Raw genomic sequence first — 23,471 nt, 5'->3', positions numbered from 1 at the left:
TAGGTAAAACAACCGGCGGTTTTGTATGCACGATACTTAAGACTTAGGTCAGCAGCACACTTAAGTCAGTAGCACGATCAAATCGCGCGGGCCGTGCACGCCCTCGACGCGCACCAGCTCAATATCGGAGGTTGCAGACGGGCCCGAGATCATGGTGGCAGGCTTAACAGGGTCAAGCCGCGCAATCATTTCTGGCACCCCATATACCACGGTTTCAGGCCGCACGATCACAATGTGGCGGTCCGGCACCAAAGTTAGTGCGCGGCGGCCACAGGTTGCACCAGCTTCTAAGGTGATGGTGCCGGTTTGGGCGGCGGTGACGTGAGAGTCGGTGACCACGGCGTCCACCTCATTGAGCTTTCGTGGATCACGCTGTGGGTCATCGGCGACAGCAGCCCCGGAGTAGTCGTCGAAAAGCGAACTATCAAGCCCGGGAGCGTAGACGACATTCTTGCAGCCGCGCTCGGCCAGGATAGCAGCCAGGTCGGCCTTCAAGTTCGCCGCGCTGGTTTCGATGACGTGGGCTTTGTAATCAACCAGCCTGTCGACGAGCAACTCGCGCAGCTGCTTCGGGGTGTAATCGGAGCAAGTGCGGTAATCGCGTACCGGCTCAACATGTACCGGGGTGCCCGAAAGTTTCTGCGCGTTGCGGATGCGTGAGAGGATCTCATGTTTTGCGCTAGTCATTTACTGCTTCCTCGGCTTTCCGTGGCTTTCCGTGGCTTTCTGTGGCTTTCTGTGCAGCGGCAGCGACGTCAGGTGCTACATCCGGCGCGACATCGCGCAGAAGTTGTTGCGCTTCGTCGGATTCGAACCACTGGCGGAAGGACCGCTTCGGTGGCACGGCGGTGTCGCGCACATCGGACCAACCGGCAAGGAATAACGGCAGGTTGTCAATCACGCCGTTGAAGCCACCCAAGACGCGACCCAGCGAAACCATACGCATTACACGATTCCACACCTGGGAGTTGCCCATCACGCCGGTCAGAACACTAAACATTGGTGCTTCGATCTTCGGCGGGTGGTGCTTGACCTTTTGGTGGCGCATCTCCAGCAACACATCGGTGATGGGAATTTCTACCGGGCAGACCTCGTCACAACGCCCACACAGGCTTGAGGCGTACGGCAGTGAAGCGGAGACATCGTCAGCGGACTCCATGCCGGTTAATTGCGGGGTCAAAATCGCGCCGATTGGTCCGGGGTAGGTCGAACCGTAGGAGTGGCCGCCTGCGCGCTCGTAGACCGGGCACACATTCAAGCAGGCAGAGCAGCGGATGCACTTCAACGCCTCACGCCCGATCTCGTTGGACAAAGCTGCGGTGCGTCCATTGTCAAGCAAGACGATGTGGAAATTCTTCGGGCCGTCGCCTTCGGTCACGCCAGACCACAGCGAGGTATATGGGTTCATCCGCTCGCCTGTCGACGATCGCGGCAGCAGCTGCAGGAACACTTCCAAATCTTGGAACGTAGGCAGTAGTTTCTCAATACCCATCACCGAGATCAGGGTCTCAGGCAGGGTCAGGCACATGCGGCCATTGCCTTCAGATTCCACAATGGAGACAGTACCGGTTTCGGCGATCCCAAAGTTCACTCCCGAGATAGCCACCTTGGCCTGCATGAACTGCTCGCGCAGGTACTGGCGTGCAGATTCGGCTAGCTCAGGTGGGTGAGAGGTAAGGCTGTCATCGGTGTTGGGCATCTTGTCCACGAAGATGTCGCGGATCTCGGCGCGGTTGCGGTGAATCGCCGGGACCAGAATGTGTGAAGGGAAGTCCTCGCCCAGCTGTACGATCAGCTCAGCTAGGTCGGTTTCTTGGGCGAAGATGCCGGCCTGATCGAGCACGTCGTTCAGTGCGATTTCCTGGGTGGCCATGGACTTAATCTTCACCACGCGCTTCTCACCAGTCTCCTTGACCAGGCGGGTGACAATCTCTCCGGCTTCTTTGGAGTCACGCGCCCAGTGCACGTGGCCGCCGCGGGAGGTCACGGCCTTTTCGAACTGTTCTAGTAACTCCGGAAGACGCGCCGCCACGTCACGCTTGATGGTAGAGCCTGCGCGTCGCAGATCCTGCCAGTCATCAAGCTCAGCGACAACGTTGGCCCGCTTGGCGCGAATAGTGGTAGTGGCCTTATTCAGGTTGCGCCGCTTCGTGGCATTGTTGAGCTCAATATGAGCCTGCTTGTAAAACTTATTCTCACCACGCAAATGTCCCGGGGAGTGCGGGGCGTGCGGTGGCATGGTGGGGGAGGCAAGTGAGATTTTCACAGCATCTTCTCCTTCGAGTAAATAGCCGAGGTAGGCGTCCAGGGGTGTTCCTTGGTTGATGCCAGGATCTCAGCCATGTGGATGGCGCGAATACCGTTGTGTTGGCGCGACATAGTGCCCGCGATATTCATCAGGCAAGAGGAGTCGCCGGCGGTGACATATTCGGCACCGGTGTCTTTAATGTGGCGTACCTTATCGCTGACCATTGCTGCTGAGACTTCCGCGTTTTTGATGGAGAAAGTGCCGCCAAAACCGCAGCATTCTTCGTAGTTTTCCAGATTGACCAGCTCTAGGCCTTCTACTGCACGCAGCAGGCCATAGGGGCGCTGATCCACCTTGAGGAAGCGCAAGGAGTGGCAAGACGCGTGGTAGGTGACGCGGTGCGGGAAGAACGCGCCGAGATCAGTTGTCTGTGCCACGTCGACCAAGAATTCGGTGAGGTCATAGGTCTTCTGGGCGGTGGTGGTGGCTGCGTCGACAAGCGAGCGCGTGCCAAACCGGTCTGCAAGACGCACGTGCTGTTCGCGGACGGCACCCACACAGGAGCCGGAAGCGCCGACAACATAATCAATCGACGGGTCCGAAAAAGCATCGACGTAGGTTTCGATCATGGGCACGGCCTGCTCTTGGTAGCCAGTGTTGATGTGCATCTGGCCGCAGCAGGTTTGGGCCTCGGGGAAGACTACCTCGTAGCCTAAGCGCGCAAGGATCACGGCGGTGGCCTTGTGCGCGTCGGGGAAGAGGGCATCGCCGAGGCAGGTGGAGAATAACGCTACTTTCACGGTTTTCTTTCCTATCGGTCAATTAAGGGAGTACTATCCACTGTAACGATTCAGTTGGATTTTTGACGGCTTTTCGACGAAGTGACCTGCACTTATTCGAACACATTAATGTTGCTAAATTTCTGACCACTGGAAATTGGATTGGTGGAGAAGGAAGGACCCCAATGACCACACTGCTGCTTGCACAAGACACTTACACGCCATCCACAGAAGCCGTTGCCGGGTCGGTGGGGTGGACCGCGCTGGTGGCAGTACTGCCATTGGCGGCCTTCTTTTTGTTCCTAATGGGTTTCAAGTGGGCAGCCCACACCTCGGCGATCGCCTCAGTAGTGGTGGCATTGATCATCGCAGTGCTGCCGTTTGGCATGCCGTGGGACATGGCCGGCATGTCATTGCTCCAAGGAATCTGCTTCGGTCTATTTCCCATCGTCTACATCATCTGGATGGCGGTGTGGATCTATGACCTCACCGTGAAATCCGGCAGATTCGAAGATATGCGCGTGATTTTCTCCAAGATTGGTAAAGGAGACATGCGCATCCAGGCCATGATCATCGGTTTCGCCTTCGGCGGCATGCTCGAAGCCCTCGCAGGCTTCGGTGCCCCGGTAGCAATTGTGTCGTCGATGTTGGTGGCAATCGGCATGAAGCCGATGAAAGCGATCGTGGTCACGCTGGTGGCCAATGCTGCACCGGTGGCCTTCGGCGCGATGGCGATTCCGGTGACCACTGGCGCTTCACTAGCTGGGTTGGATGTGAGCGACCTGGCCGGCCAGGCCGGCCGCCTCGTGGGGCTGACCGCCTTCATCACGCCGTTTCTGCTGCTCCTTATCATGGACGGGAAGCGTGGCCTGCGCCAAGCCTGGCCGATGGCAATCGTGCTGGGCATCTCCTTCGGCGGCGGCCAGTTCCTCGCGTCCAACTACTTTGCCTACGAACTTACCGACGTGATGGCCTCGCTGGTCTCCCTGGTCGCCGGTATCGCCTTTCTGGCAGTGTGGACACCCACCACCCCAGAAGATCAGGCCAGCCAGGCAGATACCTCAGGGTCGGTGCTCACTGCGCAACGTGGCTTCCTCGCCCTGTTCCCATACATCCTGATTGTGGTGGTCTTTGCTATCACCAAGTTGTGGCGCATCGGCGTGGACATTCCGGCGGCACTGGCATCGACTGACATCAAGTTCGGCTGGCCAGGGCTGTATGAGCGTTTGCTCACCCCAGCAGGAGAGCCGTCGACCTCGCCGATCTTCAACTTCAACTGGCTGTCTAGCCCAGGCACCATCTTGTTCTTCTGTGGCGTGATTACGGTGCTGGTGTACACCTTCATCAATGAAAACGGCCGCTACTCGCTGGGCATCGGAACCGGTTTCGCCGAGCTCTTCATTGGCCTGAACCGTATGAGGATGTCCTATGTCACTATCGCCGCAGTGATGGGCCTGGCGTATGTGATGAACTTCTCTGGCCAGACAGCGGCTATCGGTGCCCTGCTGGCAGGTACTGGCGCGATCTTCCCGCTGATCTCTCCTGTGCTGGGTTGGCTGGGCACATTCGTCACCGGTTCTGGTACCTCGTCGAACGCCCTGTTCGCACAGATGCAGGCGACTACCGCAGCTACCATCGGCGTGCCGGAACACGTCCTAGTCGCGGCGAACACTGGTGGTGCGACGCTGGGCAAGATGATCTCACCACAAACGGTGGCACTCGGCGCTGCCACCGTGGGCCTGGTGGGCAAGGAATCCGAGATTATGAAGCAGACCATGAAGGTCTCCTTGGGGCTTTTGGTATTCCTGGGCATCGTGGTGTTCCTGCAGACCACACCAATCCTTGGCTGGATGGTCGTCTAAGTAGCCGGGCTATGAGTTCAAAGAGCGCAGCTTCTACTACACTTTCACCTCATGACACCTGCAGACTTGGCCGCAACGATTAAAGACACAGCGGTGCGCGTTTTAGACAACCACCACTTAGATTCCAGTGTGGTCCCCGACACTGTAACCGTCGAACGCCCGCGCAACCCAGAGCACGGCGATTACGCCACCAATATTGCCCTCCAGGTGGCCAAGAAAGCAGGCACCAACCCGCGTGATCTTGCCGGTTGGCTCGCAGAAGAGCTTAACGACGACCCCGGCATCGATTCTGCAGAAGTCGCAGGGCCCGGTTTTATTAACCTGCGGCTGGCTGCGGCCGCGCAAGGCTCTATCGTGGCAGAGGTCCTCAACAAGGGCGCAACATTCGGCCATGGAGACATGTATGTCGGCCAGAAGATCAACCTCGAGTTTGTCTCCGCCAACCCCACTGGGCCAATCCACTTGGGTGGAACCCGGTGGGCAGCAGTTGGCGACTCGCTGGGCCGTGTTCTTGAAGCTGCTGGGGCTGAGGTGACCCGCGAATACTACTTCAACGATCACGGTGAGCAGATCAACCGTTTTGCCCGCTCCTTAGTTGCTGCAGCACAAGGTGAACCTGCGCCGGAAGATGGCTACGGCGGTGCTTATATCAACGAGATTGCTCAGGCGGTCGTCGATAAGCGTCCTGATGCGCTGGACGGGACCGATGCCGAGGTTGAGGAAACTTTCCGGGCCGAGGGTGTGGAGATGATGTTCGAGCACATCAAGCAATCACTGCATGACTTTGGCACAGACTTTGACGTGTTCTTCCACGAGAACTCGCTGTTCGACTCCGGTGCGGTAGACAACGCGATCGCGACGCTGAAAGGTAACGGCAACCTCTATGAGGCGGACGGTGCGTGGTGGCTGCGCTCGAGCAACTTCGGCGATGATAAAGACCGCGTGGTGATTAAGTCTGACGGAAACCATGCCTACATCGCTGGCGATATCGCATATGCGGCCGACAAGTTCGACCGGGGCCATACTCTTGCTATTTATATGCTCGGCGCGGACCACCACGGCTACATCGCGCGCCTGCGTGCCGCAGCCGCCGCCTTGGGATATGACCCGATGCAGGTGGAAGTGCTGATCGGGCAGATGGTCAACCTGGTCAAAGATGGCAAGGCTGTGCGCATGTCCAAACGTGCAGGCACCGTGATCACCCTCGATGATTTGGTCGATGCCATTGGAGTAGACGCAGCACGCTACTCCATGGTGCGCTCAAGCGTGGACTCAAGTCTAGATATTGACCTGGACTTGTGGGCCTCGCAATCCAGCGACAACCCCGTCTACTACGTGCAGTACGGGCATGCGCGCCTGTGCTCGATTAAGCGCAAAGCCGATGAAGCCGGCGTCAGTGCAGAAGGTGCAGACCTTGCCCTGCTGACCCATGAGAAGGAAGGCGACTTGATCCGTACCTTGGGCGAATTCCCCGGCGTGATTAAGGCCGCTGCCGAGCTGCGGGAACCACACCGCGTGGCGCGCTACGCGGAGGAACTCGCCGGCGTGTTCCACCGCTTCTACGACGCCTGCCAGATCTTGCCCAAGGCAGGCGAGACAGCGCAGCCGATTCATGCGGCGCGCCTGGCGCTGGCAGCTGCCTCTCGCCAGGTCTTGGCTAATGCACTGGCACTCGTGGGCGTCACAGCACCGGAGCGGATGTAAAGCATGACTGACTTCAACTCTTTGCCGAAACACGTGTGGCCACGCGGCGCTGCCCGCCAAGAAGACGGCGTAGTAACAATTGCCGGAGTGCCTTTGGATGAAATCGCCGAAGACTACGGCACCCCCGTCTTCGTTGTGGATGAAGATGACTTCCGCAGCCGCTGCCGGGATATGGCACGTGCTTTTGGGGGAGCGCACAACGTGCACTACGCGTCCAAAGCCTTTCTTACACGCACCATTGCGCGTTGGGTTGACGAAGAGGGCTTAAGCCTTGACGTAGCCAGTGAAAATGAGTTGCTTATCGCGCTGGCTGCTGAGTTTCCGGCTGCGCGGATCACCGCCCACGGCAACAACAAATCCACCAGCTTCTTGCGTAGCTGCGTGCGCGAGGGCGTGCGGCATGTGGTGATCGACTCCGCCCAGGAACTTGCGCGGCTTGACAAGATCGCGCGTGCAGAAAGCAAAATCCAAGAAGTGTGGATCCGCGTCAAGCCCGGCGTGGAGGCGCATACCCACGAGTTCATCGCCACCAGCCATGAGGACCAGAAGTTCGGGTTTTCGCTGGCGTCAGGTTCAGCGTGGGAGGCAGCCGTGGCAGCGAATAACGCAGAAAACCTTGAGCTGACCGGCTTGCACTGCCATATCGGTTCCCAGGTCTTCGACGCAGCAGGCTTTAACGTGGCCGCCGAGCGGGTGCTCGAACTGTATCGACGCATCCACGCCGAGCTGGAGTTGGCTCTGCCGTACCTGGACCTGGGCGGTGGCTACGGCATCGCGTATACCGAAGAAGAATCCGCACTCGACGTGGATGCGGTGGCAGCCGATATGCTCCAGGCGATCAGTGAGTGCGCAAAAGACTTGGGTATCAGCACACCAACGCTGGTGGTGGAGCCGGGTCGTGCCATTTCAGGGCCGTGCGCAGTCACGGTCTACGAAGTGGGAACCACCAAAGATGTGCATGTCGACGATGACACCACGCGCCGCTATATCGCAGTAGATGGGGGAATGAGCGACAATATCCGCCCAGCACTCTACGACGCGCAGTACGACGCACGCCTGATCAACCGTTTTGCAGATGAGGAGCCGATCACCACACGAGTGGTGGGTTCCCACTGTGAATCGGGCGACCTGATCATCAAAGACGCGCAGTACCCTGCGGACATCGCCCCTGGTGACTTACTAGCTGTGGCGAATACGGGTGCTTATTGTTATGCGATGAGCTCTAACTACAACTGGTTTGGGCGCCCCGCGGTGGTCAGTGTCCGGGGTGGTACCGCCACCCCGATGCTGAAGCGAGAAACTATCGAGGACTTCTTGGCGCGCGAAGCATAAGTGGGCACCGAAGAAGTGACGGGTGAAAAATCATTACCGCAAGTGACGCGGGTTTCTGGCTAAAGGTACACTGTTGCAGGTGCACGCTTTTTGCAGGCTCCTAGAGCCTGCTCGGCGCCAAAAATTTTAGCTACCATTCAACAATCAACAGGAGAATCATGACTGCGACTTCCGCCTCGTTCAATCAGGGCAAGGGACTCGGCCAGCCTGTCGGCGTGGCCGTACTGGGCATGGGTACCGTCGGTACGGAGGTCCTGCGCCTGATCGCCGAGAACCCCAACGCCTACCACAACCGCATTGGTGGCCCCATCGAGGTCAAAGGTGTGGCAGTCTCGGACCTCTCCAAGCCGCGCGAGGGCGTAGACCCGTCATTGTTGACGGACGACGCTGAGTCGCTTGTCACTCGCGACGATGTTGATGTTGTTGTCGAGGTGATCGGTGGCATCGATTACCCGCGCAAGCTTATCCTCAAGGCGCTGGAATCCGGGAAGTCCGTGGTCACCGCGAATAAAGCACTGGTAGCAGCTCATGCCGACGAGTTGGCTCAGGCCGCGGACAAGGCCGGCGTGGACCTCTTCTTCGAGGCCGCGGTAGCAGCGGCGATCCCCGTGGTGGGGATGCTGCGCCGCTCACTGGCGGGCGACCAGATCCAGCGCATCTCCGGTATTGTCAACGGCACCACCAACTTCATCTTGGACGCGATGGCGTCCACCGGCGCTACCTACGAAGATGCGCTGGCAGAGGCAACCGAGCTGGGCTACGCCGAAGCTGACCCGACGGCCGATGTGGAAGGCCATGATGCTGCGTCGAAGGCCGCTATCCTCGCCTCGTTGGGCTTTCACACCCGCGTAACCTTCGACGATGTGTACTGCGAAGGCATCACCAAGGTCACTGCCGACGATATCGCGGCTGCCACCGCCGCTGATTACACCATCAAGCTGTTGGCTATTTGTGAAAAGCTTGTCGACGATCAGGGCAACAAGTCCGTCAACGCGCGCGTGCACCCCACCTTGGTGCCTAACGACCACCCATTGGCGAGTGTGGACCAGTCCTACAACGCGATCTTCGTTGAAGCAGAAGCTGCAGGACGGCTGATGTTCTACGGCAATGGTGCAGGTGGTGCACCGACTGCTTCTGCGGTCCTCGGTGACCTGATCGGTGCTGCGCGCAACAAGGTCCACGGTGGCCGCGCACCAGGTGAGAACCCATACGCTAATCACCCGATCGCTGACTTCGGTGAGGTTGACACCAAGTACCACATCGACATGATGGTGGATGACCGGGTGGGTGTACTTGCTGATATCGCCGAGCGTTTCTCCGCGGCCGGCATCTCCCTGCGCACTGTCCGCCAGGAAGAGGTCGAAGATACCGATGCGGCTCGACTGATCGTCGTGACGCATTCAGCGAAGGAAAAGGCGTTGGGCGCTATCGTCGAGGAGCTCGCAGAGCTGTCGGACGTGCGCGAGGTCCGCTCCGTCATCCGCCTAGACGCCTAAGGGTATCCGGCATGAAAGAACTGGAAGTAGGGCTAAAAGCCACGGTAAAGGTGCCAGGTTCGTCTGCAAACTTGGGCCCCGGTTTTGATACTCTCGGCCTGGCTGTGGGCATCTACGACATCGTCGAGGTGGAGGTCACAGCGGCCGGGCTAGAAGTTAACGTGATCGGCGAGGGTGAAGATGATCTGCCACGTGATTCGAGCCACCTTGTTGTTAAAGCAATCCGTTCTGGGTTGCACGAGGCGGGCGCGGAGGTGCCCGGCCTGAAAGTAACGTGCACAAATAATATTCCACAGTCGCGTGGCCTGGGCTCTTCGGCGGCAGCTGCCGTTTCCGGTGTGGTGGCAGCAAACGCGTTAGCGGGAAACCCCCTAACTACTGGCCAGGTTGTGCAGCTGGCCAGCGCATTTGAAGGGCATCCCGATAATGCTGCGGCCTCTGTGTTAGGTGATGCTGTGGTGTCGTGGACCGAGATCCCAGTCGACGGTATCTCCCAGCCGGCCTACAAGGCTGTTTCGATACCAGTGCACGAATCCATCAAGGCGACTGCGCTAGTGCCGAACTTCCACGCCTCCACGGTGGCCGTACGCCGCGTGCTTCCGGACCACGTTACGCATATGGATGCTCGCTTCAACGTTTCGCGCGCGGCAGTGATGACAGTGGCGCTACAACATCACCCGGAGCTGCTGTGGGAGGGCACGCGTGATCGCCTGCACCAGCCCTACCGCGCGGATGTCCTGCCTGTGACCGCGGAGTGGGTTAACCGTCTCCGCAACCGTGGTTACGCAGCGTACCTGTCGGGTGCTGGCCCAACCGTGATGGTGCTTTCCACCGGTGGGGTAGAGCAGAAGCTGCTGGATGAGGCAGAAGAAATGGGCTTGCGCGTTCTCGATCTTGAGATTGCAGGCCCAGTACAAGTAGACGTCACACGCAGTTAATTCGCCGCGGCTACGTCTCGCGTGTTTGGTGCAAACACCTTGACCGTACATGTTTCGGTTGGGGTGTACCTTTTTAGCTCCAGGTTGACGTGATCATTTGCGTAACGTGCGATGCGTTCTTGTAAGAATCCCTCATGGACAGCGCAGATAAAGGGCGACGGGGTGGTGCCGTCGGCGGATACGAACGGGCAGGAGTGCAGTGTAATCTCAGCCGATGGGGATGAATCGCTGATGGGATCGTCGGCGCAGTGAGTACCATGTTCGACAACCTGGGGATCGAATCCCATCTCCCGCAGGCGTTGATTTAGGCCCGCAATGGTGTCGGCTGCGGTGGACCATGTTTCCTCTTCGCTTTTTATTGTTGCTGCCCACTGGGCGCCGACCGCTCGGGCACGCTCTACCGCTTCGTCGGAGCTTGAAGAATTTTCTACTAGGCCCACCAGCAGTTCGATCAGTTCGATGTGTTCTTCCGCGATGGTGCGGTTGTCAGGAACACGTACTTGGAAGATGAGCGATGGCCGGCCGCGTCCCGCAGCAGGTGCCGAGGTTACGCGCACTGCATCTTTTGCTACCAGCTCATCGAGGTGACCACGCGCAGTATTTACATGCATTCCTAAACGTTCGGCAATGTCGGCAGCTCGCGCACCGCGAGGAAAGCTTTGGAGCGTGGCAAGCACTTCCGTTTGTTTCGGGCTCAGTTTAAGCATTTCTGGAAGCAAATCAGTTGCCGGACGTGGATAAGTAATGCTGTCCACGTGGATTCACACCTTTCAAAGACTGTTTCATGACCGCATGTGCGGTCCGCCACGCTGCGGGTGCACCGAGACGTTGAGTGCTTTGGTGACACACTCGAGTTCCATGCCAGGCTCAATATCAAGTTCTAGCGCAGACTGCCGCGTTACCGGAACCGTGATGGTTCCCGCCCCGATATTCACCGTGAGGGTGACGTGGGTGCCACCTGGTGCGTTGTCGATCGCTTCTACTGTCCCAGACCACACGTTGCGGGCCGATTCTGTCGGATCGTCAGCGCATGGTGCGGGGCGGGGGAGCCGGACGGTCGTGGCTGCCGGGGCGATGGTGGCCACCGCGGGCATTCCTTCAGTCAGGGTGCGCGATTCTAGCACCTCTTCCGAAACAACCCCGGCAATGGTGGTTCCATTGGCATTGAGCGTAATCATAGCATTAGAGATAGTGCTCATGGTTCCGGTTAGGCGGTTGAGTCCCACTAACCCGGCAACAAAGTTTGAGGACGGAACCGCAAGTTCTGCTGCGGTGCTTTGGGAACTGATAATTTTTCCCTCGTCCATCACGATCATATGCTCCGACAAGCCTGCTATATCCAGCGGGTTGTGAGTGATCATGAGCGTGGTGCGGTCATCGGCAGTTGCTCGCAGCACTTGCCGCCACCCCCGAGCAGAGACAGCATCGACTGCGGCCAAGGGCTCGTCGGCGATGAGCACCTCAGGCTTCGCTGCGAGGGCGCGCACTAGTGCTACTTGTGCGGCTTGGCCACCGGAAAGAGCAGGAACAGGGACGTCTTGCAGCTCTCCGAGGCCCGCGGCGTCGAGAAGCGCGCGTGTTTTGCTGCCATCCCCTGTGACCATGGTGATCGCGCCCGCCACCGTTATGGTGCGCGGCAGGCCGGGGCGCTGAGTTAACAGGACCACACCCCGCTTGTGCGCGGGGACCGGACGCATCCCGGGCTGATCAACGATTGTGTCTCCCAGTGCGACCGTGGCCCCAGTGAGGCGGCCCGCAATCATGCTGACCAGAGTGGTTTTCCCGGAGCCGTTTGCGCCCACAATCGCGGTGATTCGACCCGCCGGGATGACGGTGTGATCGATTGTGACGCTGGTGCCATTGCTTGCGGGCCGGGTCAGCGCGCGCAGGCGCTCCACATCAACCTGGCCAATGGTACGTGCCGCTGGGGGAGGTGTGCGCTGAAACCAGGCAGGTAGCTGCCCTAAAAGAAGCGACACAAGGGCCAAGACGATCAGCAGGGCAGACATCGCGTACGCAGCACCTTGGTCAGTTTCGCGCAGCAGGTAAATACCCAATGACATGGTACGGGTGACCCCCGGCATTGAGCCTGCAAACGTGAGTGTGGTGCCAAACTCGCCGAGTGAACGCGCAAACGCCAACCCTGCCGCAGTAGCAAGGGCCGGCGCGATGGTAGGCAGGGTGATCTGGTGAAGGACTCGGCTGGGGCTTAATCCCACGCCGACAGCCGATGCCGGAATCTCTGGATCAATCTGGCGCAGAGCTGCATCGAGTGTGACGACGACAAATGGCAACGCCACAAACACATGGCTGGCCACGACACCAGCGAACTCGAAAGCGAAATGATACCCCACCGCATCAAGTATCGGGGCGAGCACACCTCGACGCCCAATCAGAGCTGTCAGTGCCAACCCTGCCACCACCGGGGGCATAGCCAGGGGTAGTAGAACCAGCAACCGGACAAGATGGCGCCCGCGCCGAAGGTTTTGCATCCATACAGCAAGCGGAAGCCCCAGCAGTACGGTCACGAGCGTGGCCTGAATCGCCGCCGCCAGCGTAATCATTAACATGTCGCGGGTTTCGGGTGCTGTGGCTACCTCGCCGATGCGACCCCACGGCACACGAACACCGAGGGCGAGAACCGGCCCGACAATCCAGGCCAGGGCAACCGCGCCAAGGCCGGCGGCCACCCATGGAGTGGGAGGCGCCAGCCGCGACGGTATCGCCTGCTTCGGTATCGCCTGCTTCGTTGGCACTTACGTCGCCACCGGGGTAAATCCGAAGCGCTGCCATACCTGGGCAAATTCGGGGCTGACCAACAATTGCACCAGTGATTCCGCCTCTGCGGGGGCATCCGTGGCCGTGGTCACCGCCGCCATCACCTCATTGGGAAAATCGTCTGCATGTGGAATTTCCACGGTGCTGACTTGCTCACCGGCCGCCAATGCGTCAGTGCGGTAGACCCACCCAGCATCGGCCTCCCCGGAGATCACCTTCCCTAGGACATCAGCCACCGCATGCTCCAAAGAATCCGCTGTAACGTTGAGCTCATTGGCAGCTAAGAGGTCTTCGGTTGCCGCACCGCACGGTACTTGCGGGTCGCAGAAAACCACTGTCGCGTCGTCGTTCAGATCTGTCACGCTCGTGATATTCGCCGGATTGTGCGCGGGTACCACCATAACCAGAGTGTTGCTTGCTACCACTTGCGGGGAGGTCACAGTGCCATCGTTATGTGCGCGCTGCATGCTTTCACGGTCAGCGGTGATCAGGACGTCACCGTCCGCACCGTCTGCAAGCTGCTGGACTAAAGTCGATGATCCCGCATTGACGAACTCCAAATCGGTGCCTGCATAATCTGCCACAACCTCATTAATCACGCGTGTCGACGACGCCCCCAACACCGTCAAACCTTCATCATAGGGCGACGACGTTGGGGAGGCACACCCGACAACGGAGGTAACAACCACGCCACAGGCAGCAATAACAGCGACGAGCCGAGCGGGCCGAAACATAACAGCAATCCTTTCAAGGCAGGAGAATGTACCCAATAATAGCCCCGTTAGAAGCGCAAAAACAAAAGAAATAACTGAATTAAACCGCAAAAGCGGAAACAGGTCTCCGTTGCGGAGGAAGCTGTCGTACCCAGCCTGCCAATATCTGTCTAGTTACAGTTCAACTTTGCCAAGTTGTCCAAGCTCAGCGAAGGTATCGTAGTCCACCTCACGGCCGTCGCCTGCCACCTCTACACGAGAACCCGCAGCAAGCAGCAGCTTCTTCGCGGACTTATCGCGTGGATCGCTCAGCGCGTCTAGGGCAGCGTCCAGCCCGCTGGCTGTCCACAGCGCACACAACGGCTGCAGAAATCCATCGGCTGCCTGCACCACCGCAACATCGCTTGACGACGATTCCAGCGCCCCTTTCAAGCTATCCAACAGCGCGGGGGAGTCTGGAGCATCCACCGACAACACTGCTTTCAACTCCGTATCCAATGCCGCGGCGCCAGTAGCGATCCCCGCGACAGGGCCACCGAAAGGAGGATCCTCGCTCACCGTCGGGATCCCCAGATCATAAGGTGAAACCACCACGTAGGGGATGTCGTCGGCAAGCCCTGCTACAACGCGGTCCACCAGACGTACCCCGTCCACCTTCACCTGGGCTTTATCTGCCCCCATGCGGGTGGAGCGGCCGCCAGCCAGGATGATTACGCCGAGCCTGATCACTGGGGCAACTTTCGCGACCAATCACCGGAACGCCCGCCCGATTTCGCAACAATGCCCATCCGGCGAATCACAGCGGAACGGTCCACACCCTTGACCATGTCGATGATCGCCAGCGCAGCAACAGACACGGAGGTCAGTGCCTCCATCTCCACGCCCGTGCGATCAGCCGTGCGCACAGTAGCGGAAATAAACACGTGATCCTCCCGCAACTCCAAGTCCACAGCGGCACCATGCACACCGATCGTGTGAGCCAGAGGCAAAAGCTCAGGCACCTTCTTCGCCGCAGAAATACCAGCGATGCGGGCCACGGCCAACACATCGCCCTTCGGTACCGTGCCGTCGCGCAGTGCCTGCATCACCTCAGCTGAACACGCCACCTCACCCTCGGCTGTGGCAGTACGGATAGTCGGCTGCTTCTGCGTCACATCGACCATATAAGCCTGGCCGGAATCATTTAAGTGCGTAAATTTCATAACGTCCTTCGTAAAATAAAGCAGGTACTTAAGTGCGGGTATGCAAAACTAAACGGTCATTAGACGAATCCCCATACTCCACAACAGCCAAACCATTCGTGTTCGCCAGCGACCCGACAAGGTGAGAACCCGGCCCGTATGAGGAAAACGGGGTGGCGCTCACGCCGGCCTCAGAAAAATCAAGCCGGACAGGCACCAGCAGCGTCACCGGCTTGTGAGGAGCAGGGAAATGCTCGTCGACACGCACATGCAGATGCGGGCGGTCCGTCAACGCGGACTGGGCAGAAAAACCCGCTGTGGCCTGCATTAACGGAACCACATAGGTAAGGAAAGAATTGAACGCAGCAACCGGGTTTCCCGGCAGGCACACCAGCGGCGTACCGTTCCATGTACCAAGTCCCTGTGGCGCGCCGGGGCGCTGCGCCACAGGGCCGAACCACATCTTTGGACTGGTACCGGTAACAGTGCGGACAACATCAAACGCTCCCACAGATACACCACCGGAGGTGATAACGATATCGGCCCGATGTGCCGCCTCGTCGAGCACAGCCCGAAAAGCCCCGTCGTCGTCTCCCGCGTGAAACTCAAGGACGTGGCCGGCACCGTTGGCTTCAGCAAGTGCTGCCAGCATGGGGCGATTGGAATCTGGGATCTGGTGGCCCAACGCGTCCGAGGCGCGCTCCACCAGCTCAGCGCCAGTAGAAATGACGGCCACCACCGGAGCTGCATACACGGCGACCTCGTCCACACCCAAAGAGATCAAAGCAGCCACCGTACCAGCGTCGATACGCGTGCCGCGAGCCGCAGCGATCTCGCCTGGGCGCATGTTAGAGCCCGCCCGGCGCAGATGGGTCCGAGAGGTGTCCGCCTCCTTGATCACTACGGTTGGAGGCAAAGGGACCGGGCCGCGGCCAATATTTGTGTTCTCTACAGGCACGACAAGCAGATCTTCAGTACCAGAGCCGGTAGGGGCTGGCGCTCCCGTCATGATGCGCGCAGCAGTCCCGGGGGCCACGTCAATCGGGTGGCTTCCCGCAGGGATATCACCAATCACCGGTAATTCCCACGGCCCAGTGCCGGAGAGATCAGAGCTGTGCACGATGAACCCGTCCATTGCGGAGTTATCGAATGGGGGAACGGCTACCTGAGCCACAGCGTCGTCGGCAAGCACTAACCCAAGGCCGTCGCGCACCCGCACCCCGCGCTGGAGACGCGGGACGGCGAGTGCGACCGCCGCTCCTAAATGTTCTTGAATGGTGCGTTCACCGGAAGACATAAGGCCTAACTTTAGCCCCCGATGGCAGACATCGGGCGATCCGGTTGCAGGAAGCCCTCATCATCTATGCCATGGCCAGGCTTTTTCACCCACATGGTGCCTGCCCAGGCACGGGCAAGCTCGTCATCGCTGGCCCCGGCGCGCAGCAGATCGCGCAGCGAAATCTCCGAGTCTTGGCTGGCGAACAGACAATTGCGAATCGCTCCGTCAGTGGTCAGGCGCGTGCGGTCGCAATCACCACAGAATGGGTGGGTCACACTCGCGATGATGCCGATGGAACCTTCCAATTCACCGTTGGTGACATTCCATAATGCCGCCGGTGCGGATCCGCGAGGCTGCTTCGCTGGAGAAAGTTCAAACTCCTGCTTGAGCTTGTCAATGATGTCCTCGGCAGTGACCATATCCGAGCGCTTCCACTCTTCGCGTGGGCCCAGGGGCATCTGCTCGATGAAGCGCAGCTGGGTGCCCTTATCCAAGGCGAAACGAGCAAGATCTAAAATGCCGTCCTTATTGACCCCGGGCATGACCACGGCGTTGATCTTGACAGGGTTGAGCCCGGCGTCCAACGCCGCATCGATGGCCTTGAACACGTCATTAATGCGGTTGCGACGGGTTAAACGGGTGTAAAGCTCTGGGTCGATGGTGTCTAGTGAAATATTCACCCGGTCCAGGCCAGCGTCGGCAAGCTTCTGCGCCTGTCGCGCCAAGCTCACACCGTTTGTGGTCAGCGCGGTCTGGGGTGCCACACCCTCGTCGGTGATCAGTGTTTTGGTTGCGGCCAGGATGTGGTCCAAGTTCTTGCGCAGCAGAGGTTCGCCACCAGTGAAGCGCACCATGCGAATCCCCAGTTTTTCCACACCAATCCGGATCAGCCGAATCATTTCATCGTCGTTAAGCGTGAAATCGGTGGGAATCCACTCAAGCCCGTCGGCCGGCATGCAATAGGTACAGCGCAGGTTACACCGGTCGGTCAGGCTTACACGCAAGTCACGGGCGATGCGACCAAAACGGTCAGCCAACAGGCGTAAGCCATCGGGGTATGCATCTGGCAGATCGGCGGGCGCGGTATAGTGCGTGGCTGGGTGCTTCGGTGTCACAGACAGGGGCAGTGACAGGGGCAGCGGTAGTGGGGTAATGGTAGTGCTGGTGCGGTCGGTCATGATGCCCCCATAGTACGAAGATCGAATGGAAAAACAAAGTATTATTAAACGTCTTTCCGTATTAATTCGATTTGGGGTGGGAGCGGTTGCCCGGGCCCTTCAAAGCGATGATGTCGAATTTATCGTGAGCCAGATGCTGGCGCAGGTCCTTCTTGTCAAACTTTCCCACGGACGTTTTGTCAATCGAACGCACGAAAGTCCAGTACTCCGGCAGCATCCAGTTAGGCAACTCGCCGCGCAGGCGGTCACGCAATTGCTCCGCCATTTCCACGCTGGGACCGTGTTCTTCATACAACACCGTGACTGCCAGTGGACGCTCGCCCCATTTCTCATCCGGGTACCCGATGACGGCGCACTCGACAACCTCGGGGGCCTCCATGATGAGGTTTTCCAGCTGGACGGAATAAATCCACTCACCACCAGAGCGGATCACGTCACGGGCCCGGTCATACAAAGTGAGGAAGCCATCTTCAGTCACCGAACCTACATCACCCGTGCGCAGCCAACCATCGTCGGTGAAAAGTTCTTCGCCACTATCGACGACGTTGCCACGGAACTCATGAGCAGTACCGCCAGCCTCTTCCGCAGCGGATGTCCAATACCTGGAGATCACAAGGTTGCCACGGACCTGAATTTCACCCTGGTTGCGGTCGGTAGCACTGACCACCTGGCCATCGTTGACCACCCGATACTCCAGGCTGGGCACGAAACGGCCCTGAGAGATCCGGTACGCCCAGCGGGCCTCACCCGATGCCCCCGACGGTGGACGTGCCACCGTGCCCACTGTGGAGGTCTCCGTCATGCCCCACACATGGATCACGTCCACACCGTAGCGTTCCTCCCAAATCTTGATCATCGCTGGAGGGGCAGGCGAGCCACCCACATAAATCTCGGTCAGGCTCATCCGCTCTGGAGGGTTGTGCATGTAATGAACCATCAATTGGATCCACAAAGTAGGCACACCGTGGGCGACACGCGGGTGGGTGCTCGCAATCAACTTGGCCAATGTTTCAGGTGAGACATCCGAATCCGGCAGTACCAGGGGCGTGCCAGACATGAACGCCGCAAAAGGTACACCCCAGCTCAGTACGTGATAGATCGGGATACAACACAGGAAAGATTCACCGTGCGTGATCGCCAAAGAATCCGTGGTTCGCAGGCTCATCGCCTGCATCCACAAAGAACGGTGCGAGTACATCACGGCCTTCGGGGCGCCAGTAGTACCCGTCGAATAGCACAACGCGGCTGCTGTGTCCTCCGGTAGTTCCGGCCACTCGTAGATGGTGGAGCGGCCGTCGAGAAGCCCCTCATAAGAATGTATCTCGACGGAGGTGGGGAACATAGAACGCAGCTCGTCGTGTGGGGAAAGCCCTGTGACTACAACCGCGCGCACCGCAGGGCACTTAACGACGATGCCCGCCAACAGGGACGCGAGCCGCGGATCCACCACAATCACTTCTGCGCCGGAGTGATTAATGATGTAGGCGATCTGATCCGGCATTAGTTGCTTATTCAGGGGAGTGAAAATTGCCCCCTTGGCCGCCACACCAAACATCACCTCAAGGTGCTCGGAGCAGTTATAGAGCATCGTCGCTACGCGCTGGTCTCCGTCAATGCCAAATGTGTCATGCAGGGTGTGTGCGAAAGCAGCCGCACGCGCGCCGATTGATGCGAAGGTGGTCTCCTCCGCAAGTGTCGTCCGCCACGTGGTGATCTTGGTGGATCCGTGCACCGTAGAGCCGTACTCTAAGAGCTGGCCAATAGACATCGGGACTTGCTGCATGGTGGAGAGCATGCACACTACTCTAGCGGTGGATCCTTTTTATTGGGGGTCGGAAATACATCTTTGTGAAATGTGCGTTACACTAGAGCACAAGATCATCGGTGATGCGCACAATTTCGAGCGCTCACTAGCGGATATACTCCGCGTCCGGGGATGTCGAATCTAACAAAGACTCCTTCCATGGATCCGATCTTTATTGCATGTAGAATTTTCCACCTCTCTGCGTAGCCTGCGAAACAGGTTTGCCCCTCATCAGGGCTGGGCGTGAAGCGGTGCGAAAACCCATACTGGCCTGTCATAATTCGCGTGCTAACGCAAGTTTGCGTTGGACGAGGAAGCGGGCCACAAACTCCACACGAAAGCTTCCCGCGCTGGACCCACCTTTTGGGTACTGACCGCGTTCAAGCGACGAAAGGAACTCCGTGACTGAAACGGATAACGTAGCAACACAGAACCTTGCTGCTTTGAAACTTCCGGAACTGCGCAAAATGGCTGCAGACATGGGACTCAAAAGTATTTCCGCCCTGCGCAAGGGCGAGCTGATTGAGGCTATCCAGACCGGAAAGGTGCCGAATAGGAAAACTGCGACAAAGGCGGCGGCAAAGAAATCCGACGAGGCTACACCGGCAGAAAAGAAGCCGCGCCGCGCCACCCGCCCGGCGGGGGCTGCCGACGCGGCCCAAGAGAAGGGGGCTGCCGACGCAGCCCAAGAAAAGTCGGACTCTTCCGGTGACGATAACAAGGGTGAGCAGCGTTATGAGTCGCGTTCGGCAGCACGCCGTGCGCGCCGCTACCGCGCCCGACACAATAACGATCAGCCAGATCAGCACGACAAGGATCGTGACGACGATCGTGACAGTGATCGTGACAGTGATCGTGACAAGGATCAGCAGAACGAGCACCAGGACCGCGACAACAACCGCGATAGCAATCGCGACAACAATCGCGACTACAACCGTGACGGTGGGGGTCGTCGTGGTCGTCGTGGGCGCAGGAACCGCCGGGGACGCAACCAGGACAACCGCGATTACAACCGCGGTGGCAATGACAACAATCAGCAGAACCAAGAGCTGGATCCTGCTGAGCTGCAAGAAGTTGGCGGGATCCTCGACATTGTTGACCACAACGCTGCTTTCATCCGCACCACTGGTTACAAGGCCAGCCAGAATGATGTGTTTGTCCCCAACAACCTAGTTCGTCAGTTTGGTATGCGCTCCGGCGATGCTGTCATCGGCCAGGTCCGCGCGAATGGACAGAACCAGTCCCACGGCCACGGCCGCAACCGCAAGCGTTTCAACAAGCTGGTTCGCGTCGATTCTGTCAACGGCCAGCAACCAGATCAGGTGAAGGATCGGCCCGAATTTCACAAGCTCACGCCGCTATACCCGAACCAGCGTCTGCGCTTGGAAACCGAGCCGAACATCCTCACCACGCGCGTGATCGACTTGGTGATGCCGATTGGTAAGGGCCAGCGCGCTCTGATTGTGTCGCCCCCAAAGGCAGGTAAGACCACGATCCTGCAAAACATGGCGAATGCGATTTCCACCAATAACCCTGAGTGCTACCTGATGGTCGTGCTTGTCGACGAGCGCCCTGAGGAAGTTACCGACATGCAGCGCTCTGTGAAGGGCGAAGTGATTGCGTCGACCTTCGACCGTCCGCCTTCAGAACACACCGCGGTTGCTGAGTTGGCGATTGAGCGTGCGAAGCGCTTGGTGGAGATGGGCCAAGACGTCGTGGTTCTACTTGACTCCATCACTCGCTTGGGCCGTGCATACAACAATTCTTCTCCAGCTTCAGGCCGTATCCTGTCCGGTGGTGTGGATTCCAACGCGCTGTACCCACCGAAGCGCTTCCTGGGTGCTGCCCGCAACATCGAAGAAGGTGGTTCACTCACCATCGTCGCAACGGCGATGGTGGAGACGGGTTCGGCCGGCGATACCGTGATCTTCGAGGAGTTCAAGGGAACAGGTAACGCGGAGCTGAAGCTGGATCGCAAGATTGCTGAGCGTCGTGTTTTCCCAGCGGTGGACGTGAATCCGTCTGGTACCCGCAAGGATGAACTCTTGTTGGTTCCTGAGGAGGCGCGCATTATGCACAAGCTGCGCCGTATTCTGTCGGCGCTGGATTCCCAGGCAGCGATTGATTTGCTGATCAAGCAGCTGAAGAAAACGAATTCGAACGGCGAGTTCCTGATGCAGATTGCTCAATCTGCGCCGATGGCCGCCGATGCGGAACCGGAGGATTACCTCTAATGCCCAGCGAAGTTTCACTTGTCGACGACTATGTCGCCGAATACCAGGGCATCCAGGCCCAGATGGCTGACCCGGAAATCACAGGTGACCAAAATGCGTTCCGGAAGCTGTCGAAACGCTATGCCGAGATTCAGCCGATTATCAACGTGAACAACGCGCTGCGGCAGGCCCGCGAAGACCACGAAGCGGCATCGGAGATGGCCAGCGAAGATAAGGAATTCGCTGAGGAGGCGGAGCGTCTCGAAAGTGAAATCGTGCGTCTCGAAGAGGAGTTGGCTGATTTGCTCGCTCCACGCGACGAGCACGACGGTGACGACGTGATCATGGAAATCAAGGCGGGTGCTGGTGGCGAGGAGGCCGCACTATTTGCTGGTGATCTGGCCAACATGTACCGCCGGTACTGCGAGAAGCACGACTTGGGGTGGGACGTTCTCGGACTGTCCGAGTCCGACCTCGATGGTGTGAAGGACATGACCGTAGCAATCAAAGCGAAGACTCCGTCGCGTGATGGTGCATGGTCGAAACTGAAGTTCGAAGGTGGCGTGCACCGCGTGCAGCGCGTACCCGTGACGGAATCGCAGGGGCGGATCCAGACCTCAGCAGCGGGCGTCTATGTCTACCCAGAGCCCGAGGAAGTCGAGGCCGTAGAGATCGATGACAAGGATATCCGCGTCGACGTCTACCGTTCGTCCGGAAAGGGTGGGCAGGGCGTGAACACGACTGACTCGGCGGTGCGCATCACGCACTTGCCGACGAACATTGTGGTGACCTGCCAGAATGAACGTTCACAGATTCAAAACCGGGCGCGCGCCATGCAGGTGCTCCAAGCCCGCTTGGATCAGATGAAGCGTGAAGAGGCAGAGGCAGAAGCCTCCGAGGGCCGCGCTTCGCAGGTGCGTACCATGGACCGCTCTGAGCGCATCCGCACCTATAACTGGCCCGAGAACCGTGTCTCTGATCACCGGATTAATTACAAGGCCAACAATCTGGATTCGGTTTTGAACGGTGATATGGACGATCTGATTACTGCACTGCAGGCCCACGAGCGTGCAGAACGACTCGAAGCGGAGTAAACCCTGTCTGCGCACAGTGATTTGAAAGATCTCCTTGAAGACGCCACTTCCCGGCTCAAGGCTGCAGGGGTGGACAGCCCCGAGGCAGACGCTCAATGGCTCGCCGCCGAGCTGTTGGGCGTACGCCCTCTTCAGCTACGCCAGGTAGAGTCGGTGCCTTCCGAGTTCTTTAAAAAGTTTGAGCAGTGGGTTTCTCGTCGTGAAGCGCGTGAACCGCTCCAACACATCGTCGGTTCCGCACCCTTCGGGCCGCTCGAGCTAGCGGTTGGCCCCGGCGTGTTCATTCCGCGGCCCGAGACCGAGTCGCTGGCCGATTGGGCTGTCGGGCGCATCGCGCTTGCCGACGAGCCCGTCGTGGTCGATTTGGGCACGGGGTCGGGGGCACTGGCGTTATATATCGCACACGCGCGACCAGATGCGCGTGTATACGCAGTAGAGAAATCCAGGCAGGCCTGCGACTACGCCCAGCGCAATGCAGATTCAATCGGTGTAGACATCACGCTTGTTGAGGGGGACATGACTGACCCCGATTTGCTCGCAGAACTGCACGGCACAGTAGATTTGGTGGTGACTAACCCGCCATATGTTCCTGAATCAGAAAGTTTACAGCGCGAAGTCTACGCGGATCCGCCGGAGGCGGTATTTGCCGGTATCGATGGAATGAGTGTGATCCGTGATCTTGTGCCGGTTGCTGGCTTTCTGCTGGCGTCTGGTGGGGGATTGGGTATTGAACATGACGATGCGACGAGTGCTGAGGTTCAGGAGGCCGTCGTGAAGCACGGTGGGTTTGAGGCTCCCGAATCAATGACAGACCTGACCGGTCGCGACCGATTTGTGATAACGAGTAAGCTTGCACAAGAATAGTGAGACCC

19 protein-coding genes are annotated in these 23,471 nt (G+C 58.8%); 8 read left to right on the top strand and 11 right to left on the bottom strand.

All coding sequences use genetic code 11. The features are described from left to right. Window positions 1–60: 60 nt before the first annotated feature. Genes CKV99_RS06725 through CKV99_RS06715 form a run of 3 tightly spaced genes read right to left on the bottom strand, consistent with a single transcriptional unit; the run spans window position 61 to window position 3,048 of the window. The gene (locus CKV99_RS06725; RefSeq protein ID WP_092257053.1) at window positions 61–687 is read right to left on the bottom strand and encodes a LutC/YkgG family protein; all 627 of its coding nucleotides are present in this window, start codon (window positions 685–687) and stop codon (window positions 61–63) included. Next, the gene (locus CKV99_RS06720; protein ID WP_092257056.1) at window positions 680–2,266 is read right to left on the bottom strand and encodes a LutB/LldF family L-lactate oxidation iron-sulfur protein; all 1,587 of its coding nucleotides are present in this window, start codon (window positions 2,264–2,266) and stop codon (window positions 680–682) included. The genes CKV99_RS06725 and CKV99_RS06720 overlap by 8 nt, the downstream gene beginning before the upstream one ends. Next, window positions 2,263–3,048 (bottom strand): (Fe-S)-binding protein, encoded by a 786-nt coding sequence (locus tag CKV99_RS06715; protein WP_092257059.1) that lies wholly within the window; start codon window positions 3,046–3,048, stop codon window positions 2,263–2,265. The genes CKV99_RS06720 and CKV99_RS06715 overlap by 4 nt, the downstream gene beginning before the upstream one ends. 164 nt (window positions 3,049–3,212) lie before the next feature. Here CKV99_RS06715 and CKV99_RS06710 point away from each other — a divergent pair, with 164 nt between their 5' ends. The 5 genes from CKV99_RS06710 (at window position 3,213) to thrB (ending at window position 10,359) form a co-directional block, all read left to right on the top strand. Further along, window positions 3,213–4,889, top strand: a complete 1,677-nt coding sequence (locus tag CKV99_RS06710) for an L-lactate permease (RefSeq protein WP_092257062.1) — start codon at window positions 3,213–3,215, stop codon at window positions 4,887–4,889. A gap of 51 nt (window positions 4,890–4,940) precedes the next feature. Continuing rightward, entirely contained in the window at window positions 4,941–6,593 is a 1,653-nt protein-coding gene (argS, locus tag CKV99_RS06705; protein ID WP_092257065.1) for an arginine--tRNA ligase, read from the top strand. A 3-nt stretch (window positions 6,594–6,596) separates the two neighbouring features. Continuing rightward, window positions 6,597–7,925, top strand: a complete 1,329-nt coding sequence (gene lysA, locus CKV99_RS06700; protein WP_092257068.1) for a diaminopimelate decarboxylase — start codon at window positions 6,597–6,599, stop codon at window positions 7,923–7,925. A gap of 158 nt (window positions 7,926–8,083) precedes the next feature. Next, the gene (locus CKV99_RS06695) at window positions 8,084–9,421 is read left to right on the top strand and encodes a homoserine dehydrogenase (protein WP_092257071.1); all 1,338 of its coding nucleotides are present in this window, start codon (window positions 8,084–8,086) and stop codon (window positions 9,419–9,421) included. Between the two features lie 11 nt (window positions 9,422–9,432). Beyond that, a complete protein-coding gene (gene thrB, locus CKV99_RS06690; RefSeq protein ID WP_092257074.1) occupies window positions 9,433–10,359 on the top strand; it encodes a homoserine kinase in 927 nt (308 codons plus the stop codon). Here thrB and CKV99_RS06685 read toward each other — a convergent pair. The 8 genes from CKV99_RS06685 to CKV99_RS06650 form a co-directional block, all read right to left on the bottom strand. Beyond that, window positions 10,356–11,114, bottom strand: coding sequence for a helix-turn-helix transcriptional regulator (locus CKV99_RS06685; RefSeq protein ID WP_092257077.1), 759 nt, complete (start codon window positions 11,112–11,114; stop codon window positions 10,356–10,358). The two genes, thrB and CKV99_RS06685, sit on opposite strands and share 4 nt — an antisense overlap. A 27-nt stretch (window positions 11,115–11,141) precedes the next feature. Further along, on the bottom strand, window positions 11,142–13,115 hold the full coding sequence (locus CKV99_RS06680) for an ATP-binding cassette domain-containing protein (protein WP_231910205.1): 1,974 nt from the start codon (window positions 13,113–13,115) through the stop codon (window positions 11,142–11,144). Further along, entirely contained in the window at window positions 13,116–13,871 is a 756-nt protein-coding gene (modA, locus tag CKV99_RS06675) for a molybdate ABC transporter substrate-binding protein (protein WP_092257080.1), read from the bottom strand. It abuts the gene before it with no gap. Window positions 13,872–14,024: 153 nt separating this feature from the next. Then, window positions 14,025–14,579: a molybdenum cofactor guanylyltransferase gene (mobA, locus tag CKV99_RS06670; RefSeq protein WP_256232186.1), complete on the bottom strand. Its 555-nt coding sequence runs from the start codon at window positions 14,577–14,579 to the stop codon at window positions 14,025–14,027. Beyond that, entirely contained in the window at window positions 14,576–15,052 is a 477-nt protein-coding gene (moaC, locus tag CKV99_RS06665) for a cyclic pyranopterin monophosphate synthase MoaC (RefSeq protein WP_092257084.1), read from the bottom strand. The genes mobA and moaC overlap by 4 nt, the downstream gene beginning before the upstream one ends. A gap of 28 nt (window positions 15,053–15,080) precedes the next feature. Beyond that, on the bottom strand, window positions 15,081–16,328 hold the full coding sequence (locus tag CKV99_RS06660; RefSeq protein WP_092257087.1) for a molybdopterin molybdotransferase MoeA: 1,248 nt from the start codon (window positions 16,326–16,328) through the stop codon (window positions 15,081–15,083). 11 nt (window positions 16,329–16,339) lie between these two features. Further along, the gene (moaA, locus tag CKV99_RS06655; protein WP_231910204.1) at window positions 16,340–17,488 is read right to left on the bottom strand and encodes a GTP 3',8-cyclase MoaA; all 1,149 of its coding nucleotides are present in this window, start codon (window positions 17,486–17,488) and stop codon (window positions 16,340–16,342) included. A gap of 61 nt (window positions 17,489–17,549) precedes the next feature. Continuing rightward, complete coding sequence (locus CKV99_RS06650; RefSeq protein ID WP_092257090.1) at window positions 17,550–19,283, bottom strand: long-chain fatty-acid--CoA ligase; 1,734 nt, start codon at window positions 19,281–19,283, stop codon at window positions 17,550–17,552. A gap of 410 nt (window positions 19,284–19,693) precedes the next feature. On the opposite strand from CKV99_RS06650, the gene rho reads away from it, so the two are divergent. Genes rho through prmC form a run of 3 tightly spaced genes read left to right on the top strand, consistent with a single transcriptional unit; the run spans window position 19,694 to window position 23,463 of the window. Then, complete coding sequence (rho, locus tag CKV99_RS06645; protein ID WP_092257093.1) at window positions 19,694–21,526, top strand: transcription termination factor Rho; 1,833 nt, start codon at window positions 19,694–19,696, stop codon at window positions 21,524–21,526. Next, window positions 21,526–22,599, top strand: coding sequence for a peptide chain release factor 1 (gene prfA / locus CKV99_RS06640; RefSeq protein WP_092257095.1), 1,074 nt, complete (start codon window positions 21,526–21,528; stop codon window positions 22,597–22,599). Before rho ends, prfA begins: the two co-directional genes overlap by 1 nt. Before the next feature lie 21 nt (window positions 22,600–22,620). Further along, window positions 22,621–23,463: a peptide chain release factor N(5)-glutamine methyltransferase gene (gene prmC / locus CKV99_RS06635; protein ID WP_169872610.1), complete on the top strand. Its 843-nt coding sequence runs from the start codon at window positions 22,621–22,623 to the stop codon at window positions 23,461–23,463. Window positions 23,464–23,471: the final 8 nt, after the last annotated feature.

The organism is Corynebacterium cystitidis, assembly GCF_900187295.1.
GTDB classification, from domain to species: Bacteria; Actinomycetota; Actinomycetes; order Mycobacteriales; family Mycobacteriaceae; genus Corynebacterium; species Corynebacterium cystitidis.
Note: the sequence above shows the minus strand (reverse complement) of the source record. Positions and strands in the feature narration are given on the sequence as shown.

Excerpts from the sequence above, each read along its gene's own strand:
- CKV99_RS06725 (WP_092257053.1), bottom strand. The coding sequence starts at position 687 with ATGACTAGCGCAAAACATGAGATCCTCTCACGCATCCGCAACGCGCAG.
- CKV99_RS06710 (WP_092257062.1), top strand. The coding sequence starts at position 3,213 with ATGACCACACTGCTGCTTGCACAAGACACTTACACGCCATCCACAGAA.
- argS (WP_092257065.1), top strand. The coding sequence starts at position 4,941 with ATGACACCTGCAGACTTGGCCGCAACGATTAAAGACACAGCGGTGCGC.
- lysA (WP_092257068.1), top strand. The coding sequence starts at position 6,597 with ATGACTGACTTCAACTCTTTGCCGAAACACGTGTGGCCACGCGGCGCT.
- CKV99_RS06695 (WP_092257071.1), top strand. The coding sequence starts at position 8,084 with ATGACTGCGACTTCCGCCTCGTTCAATCAGGGCAAGGGACTCGGCCAG.
- thrB (WP_092257074.1), top strand. The coding sequence starts at position 9,433 with ATGAAAGAACTGGAAGTAGGGCTAAAAGCCACGGTAAAGGTGCCAGGT.
- modA (WP_092257080.1), bottom strand. The coding sequence starts at position 13,871 with ATGTTTCGGCCCGCTCGGCTCGTCGCTGTTATTGCTGCCTGTGGCGTG.
- moaC (WP_092257084.1), bottom strand. The coding sequence starts at position 15,052 with ATGAAATTTACGCACTTAAATGATTCCGGCCAGGCTTATATGGTCGAT.
- CKV99_RS06660 (WP_092257087.1), bottom strand. The coding sequence starts at position 16,328 with ATGTCTTCCGGTGAACGCACCATTCAAGAACATTTAGGAGCGGCGGTC.
- moaA (WP_231910204.1), bottom strand. The coding sequence starts at position 17,488 with ATGACCGACCGCACCAGCACTACCATTACCCCACTACCGCTGCCCCTG.
- CKV99_RS06650 (WP_092257090.1), bottom strand. The coding sequence starts at position 19,283 with ATGCTCTCCACCATGCAGCAAGTCCCGATGTCTATTGGCCAGCTCTTA.
- prfA (WP_092257095.1), top strand. The coding sequence starts at position 21,526 with ATGCCCAGCGAAGTTTCACTTGTCGACGACTATGTCGCCGAATACCAG.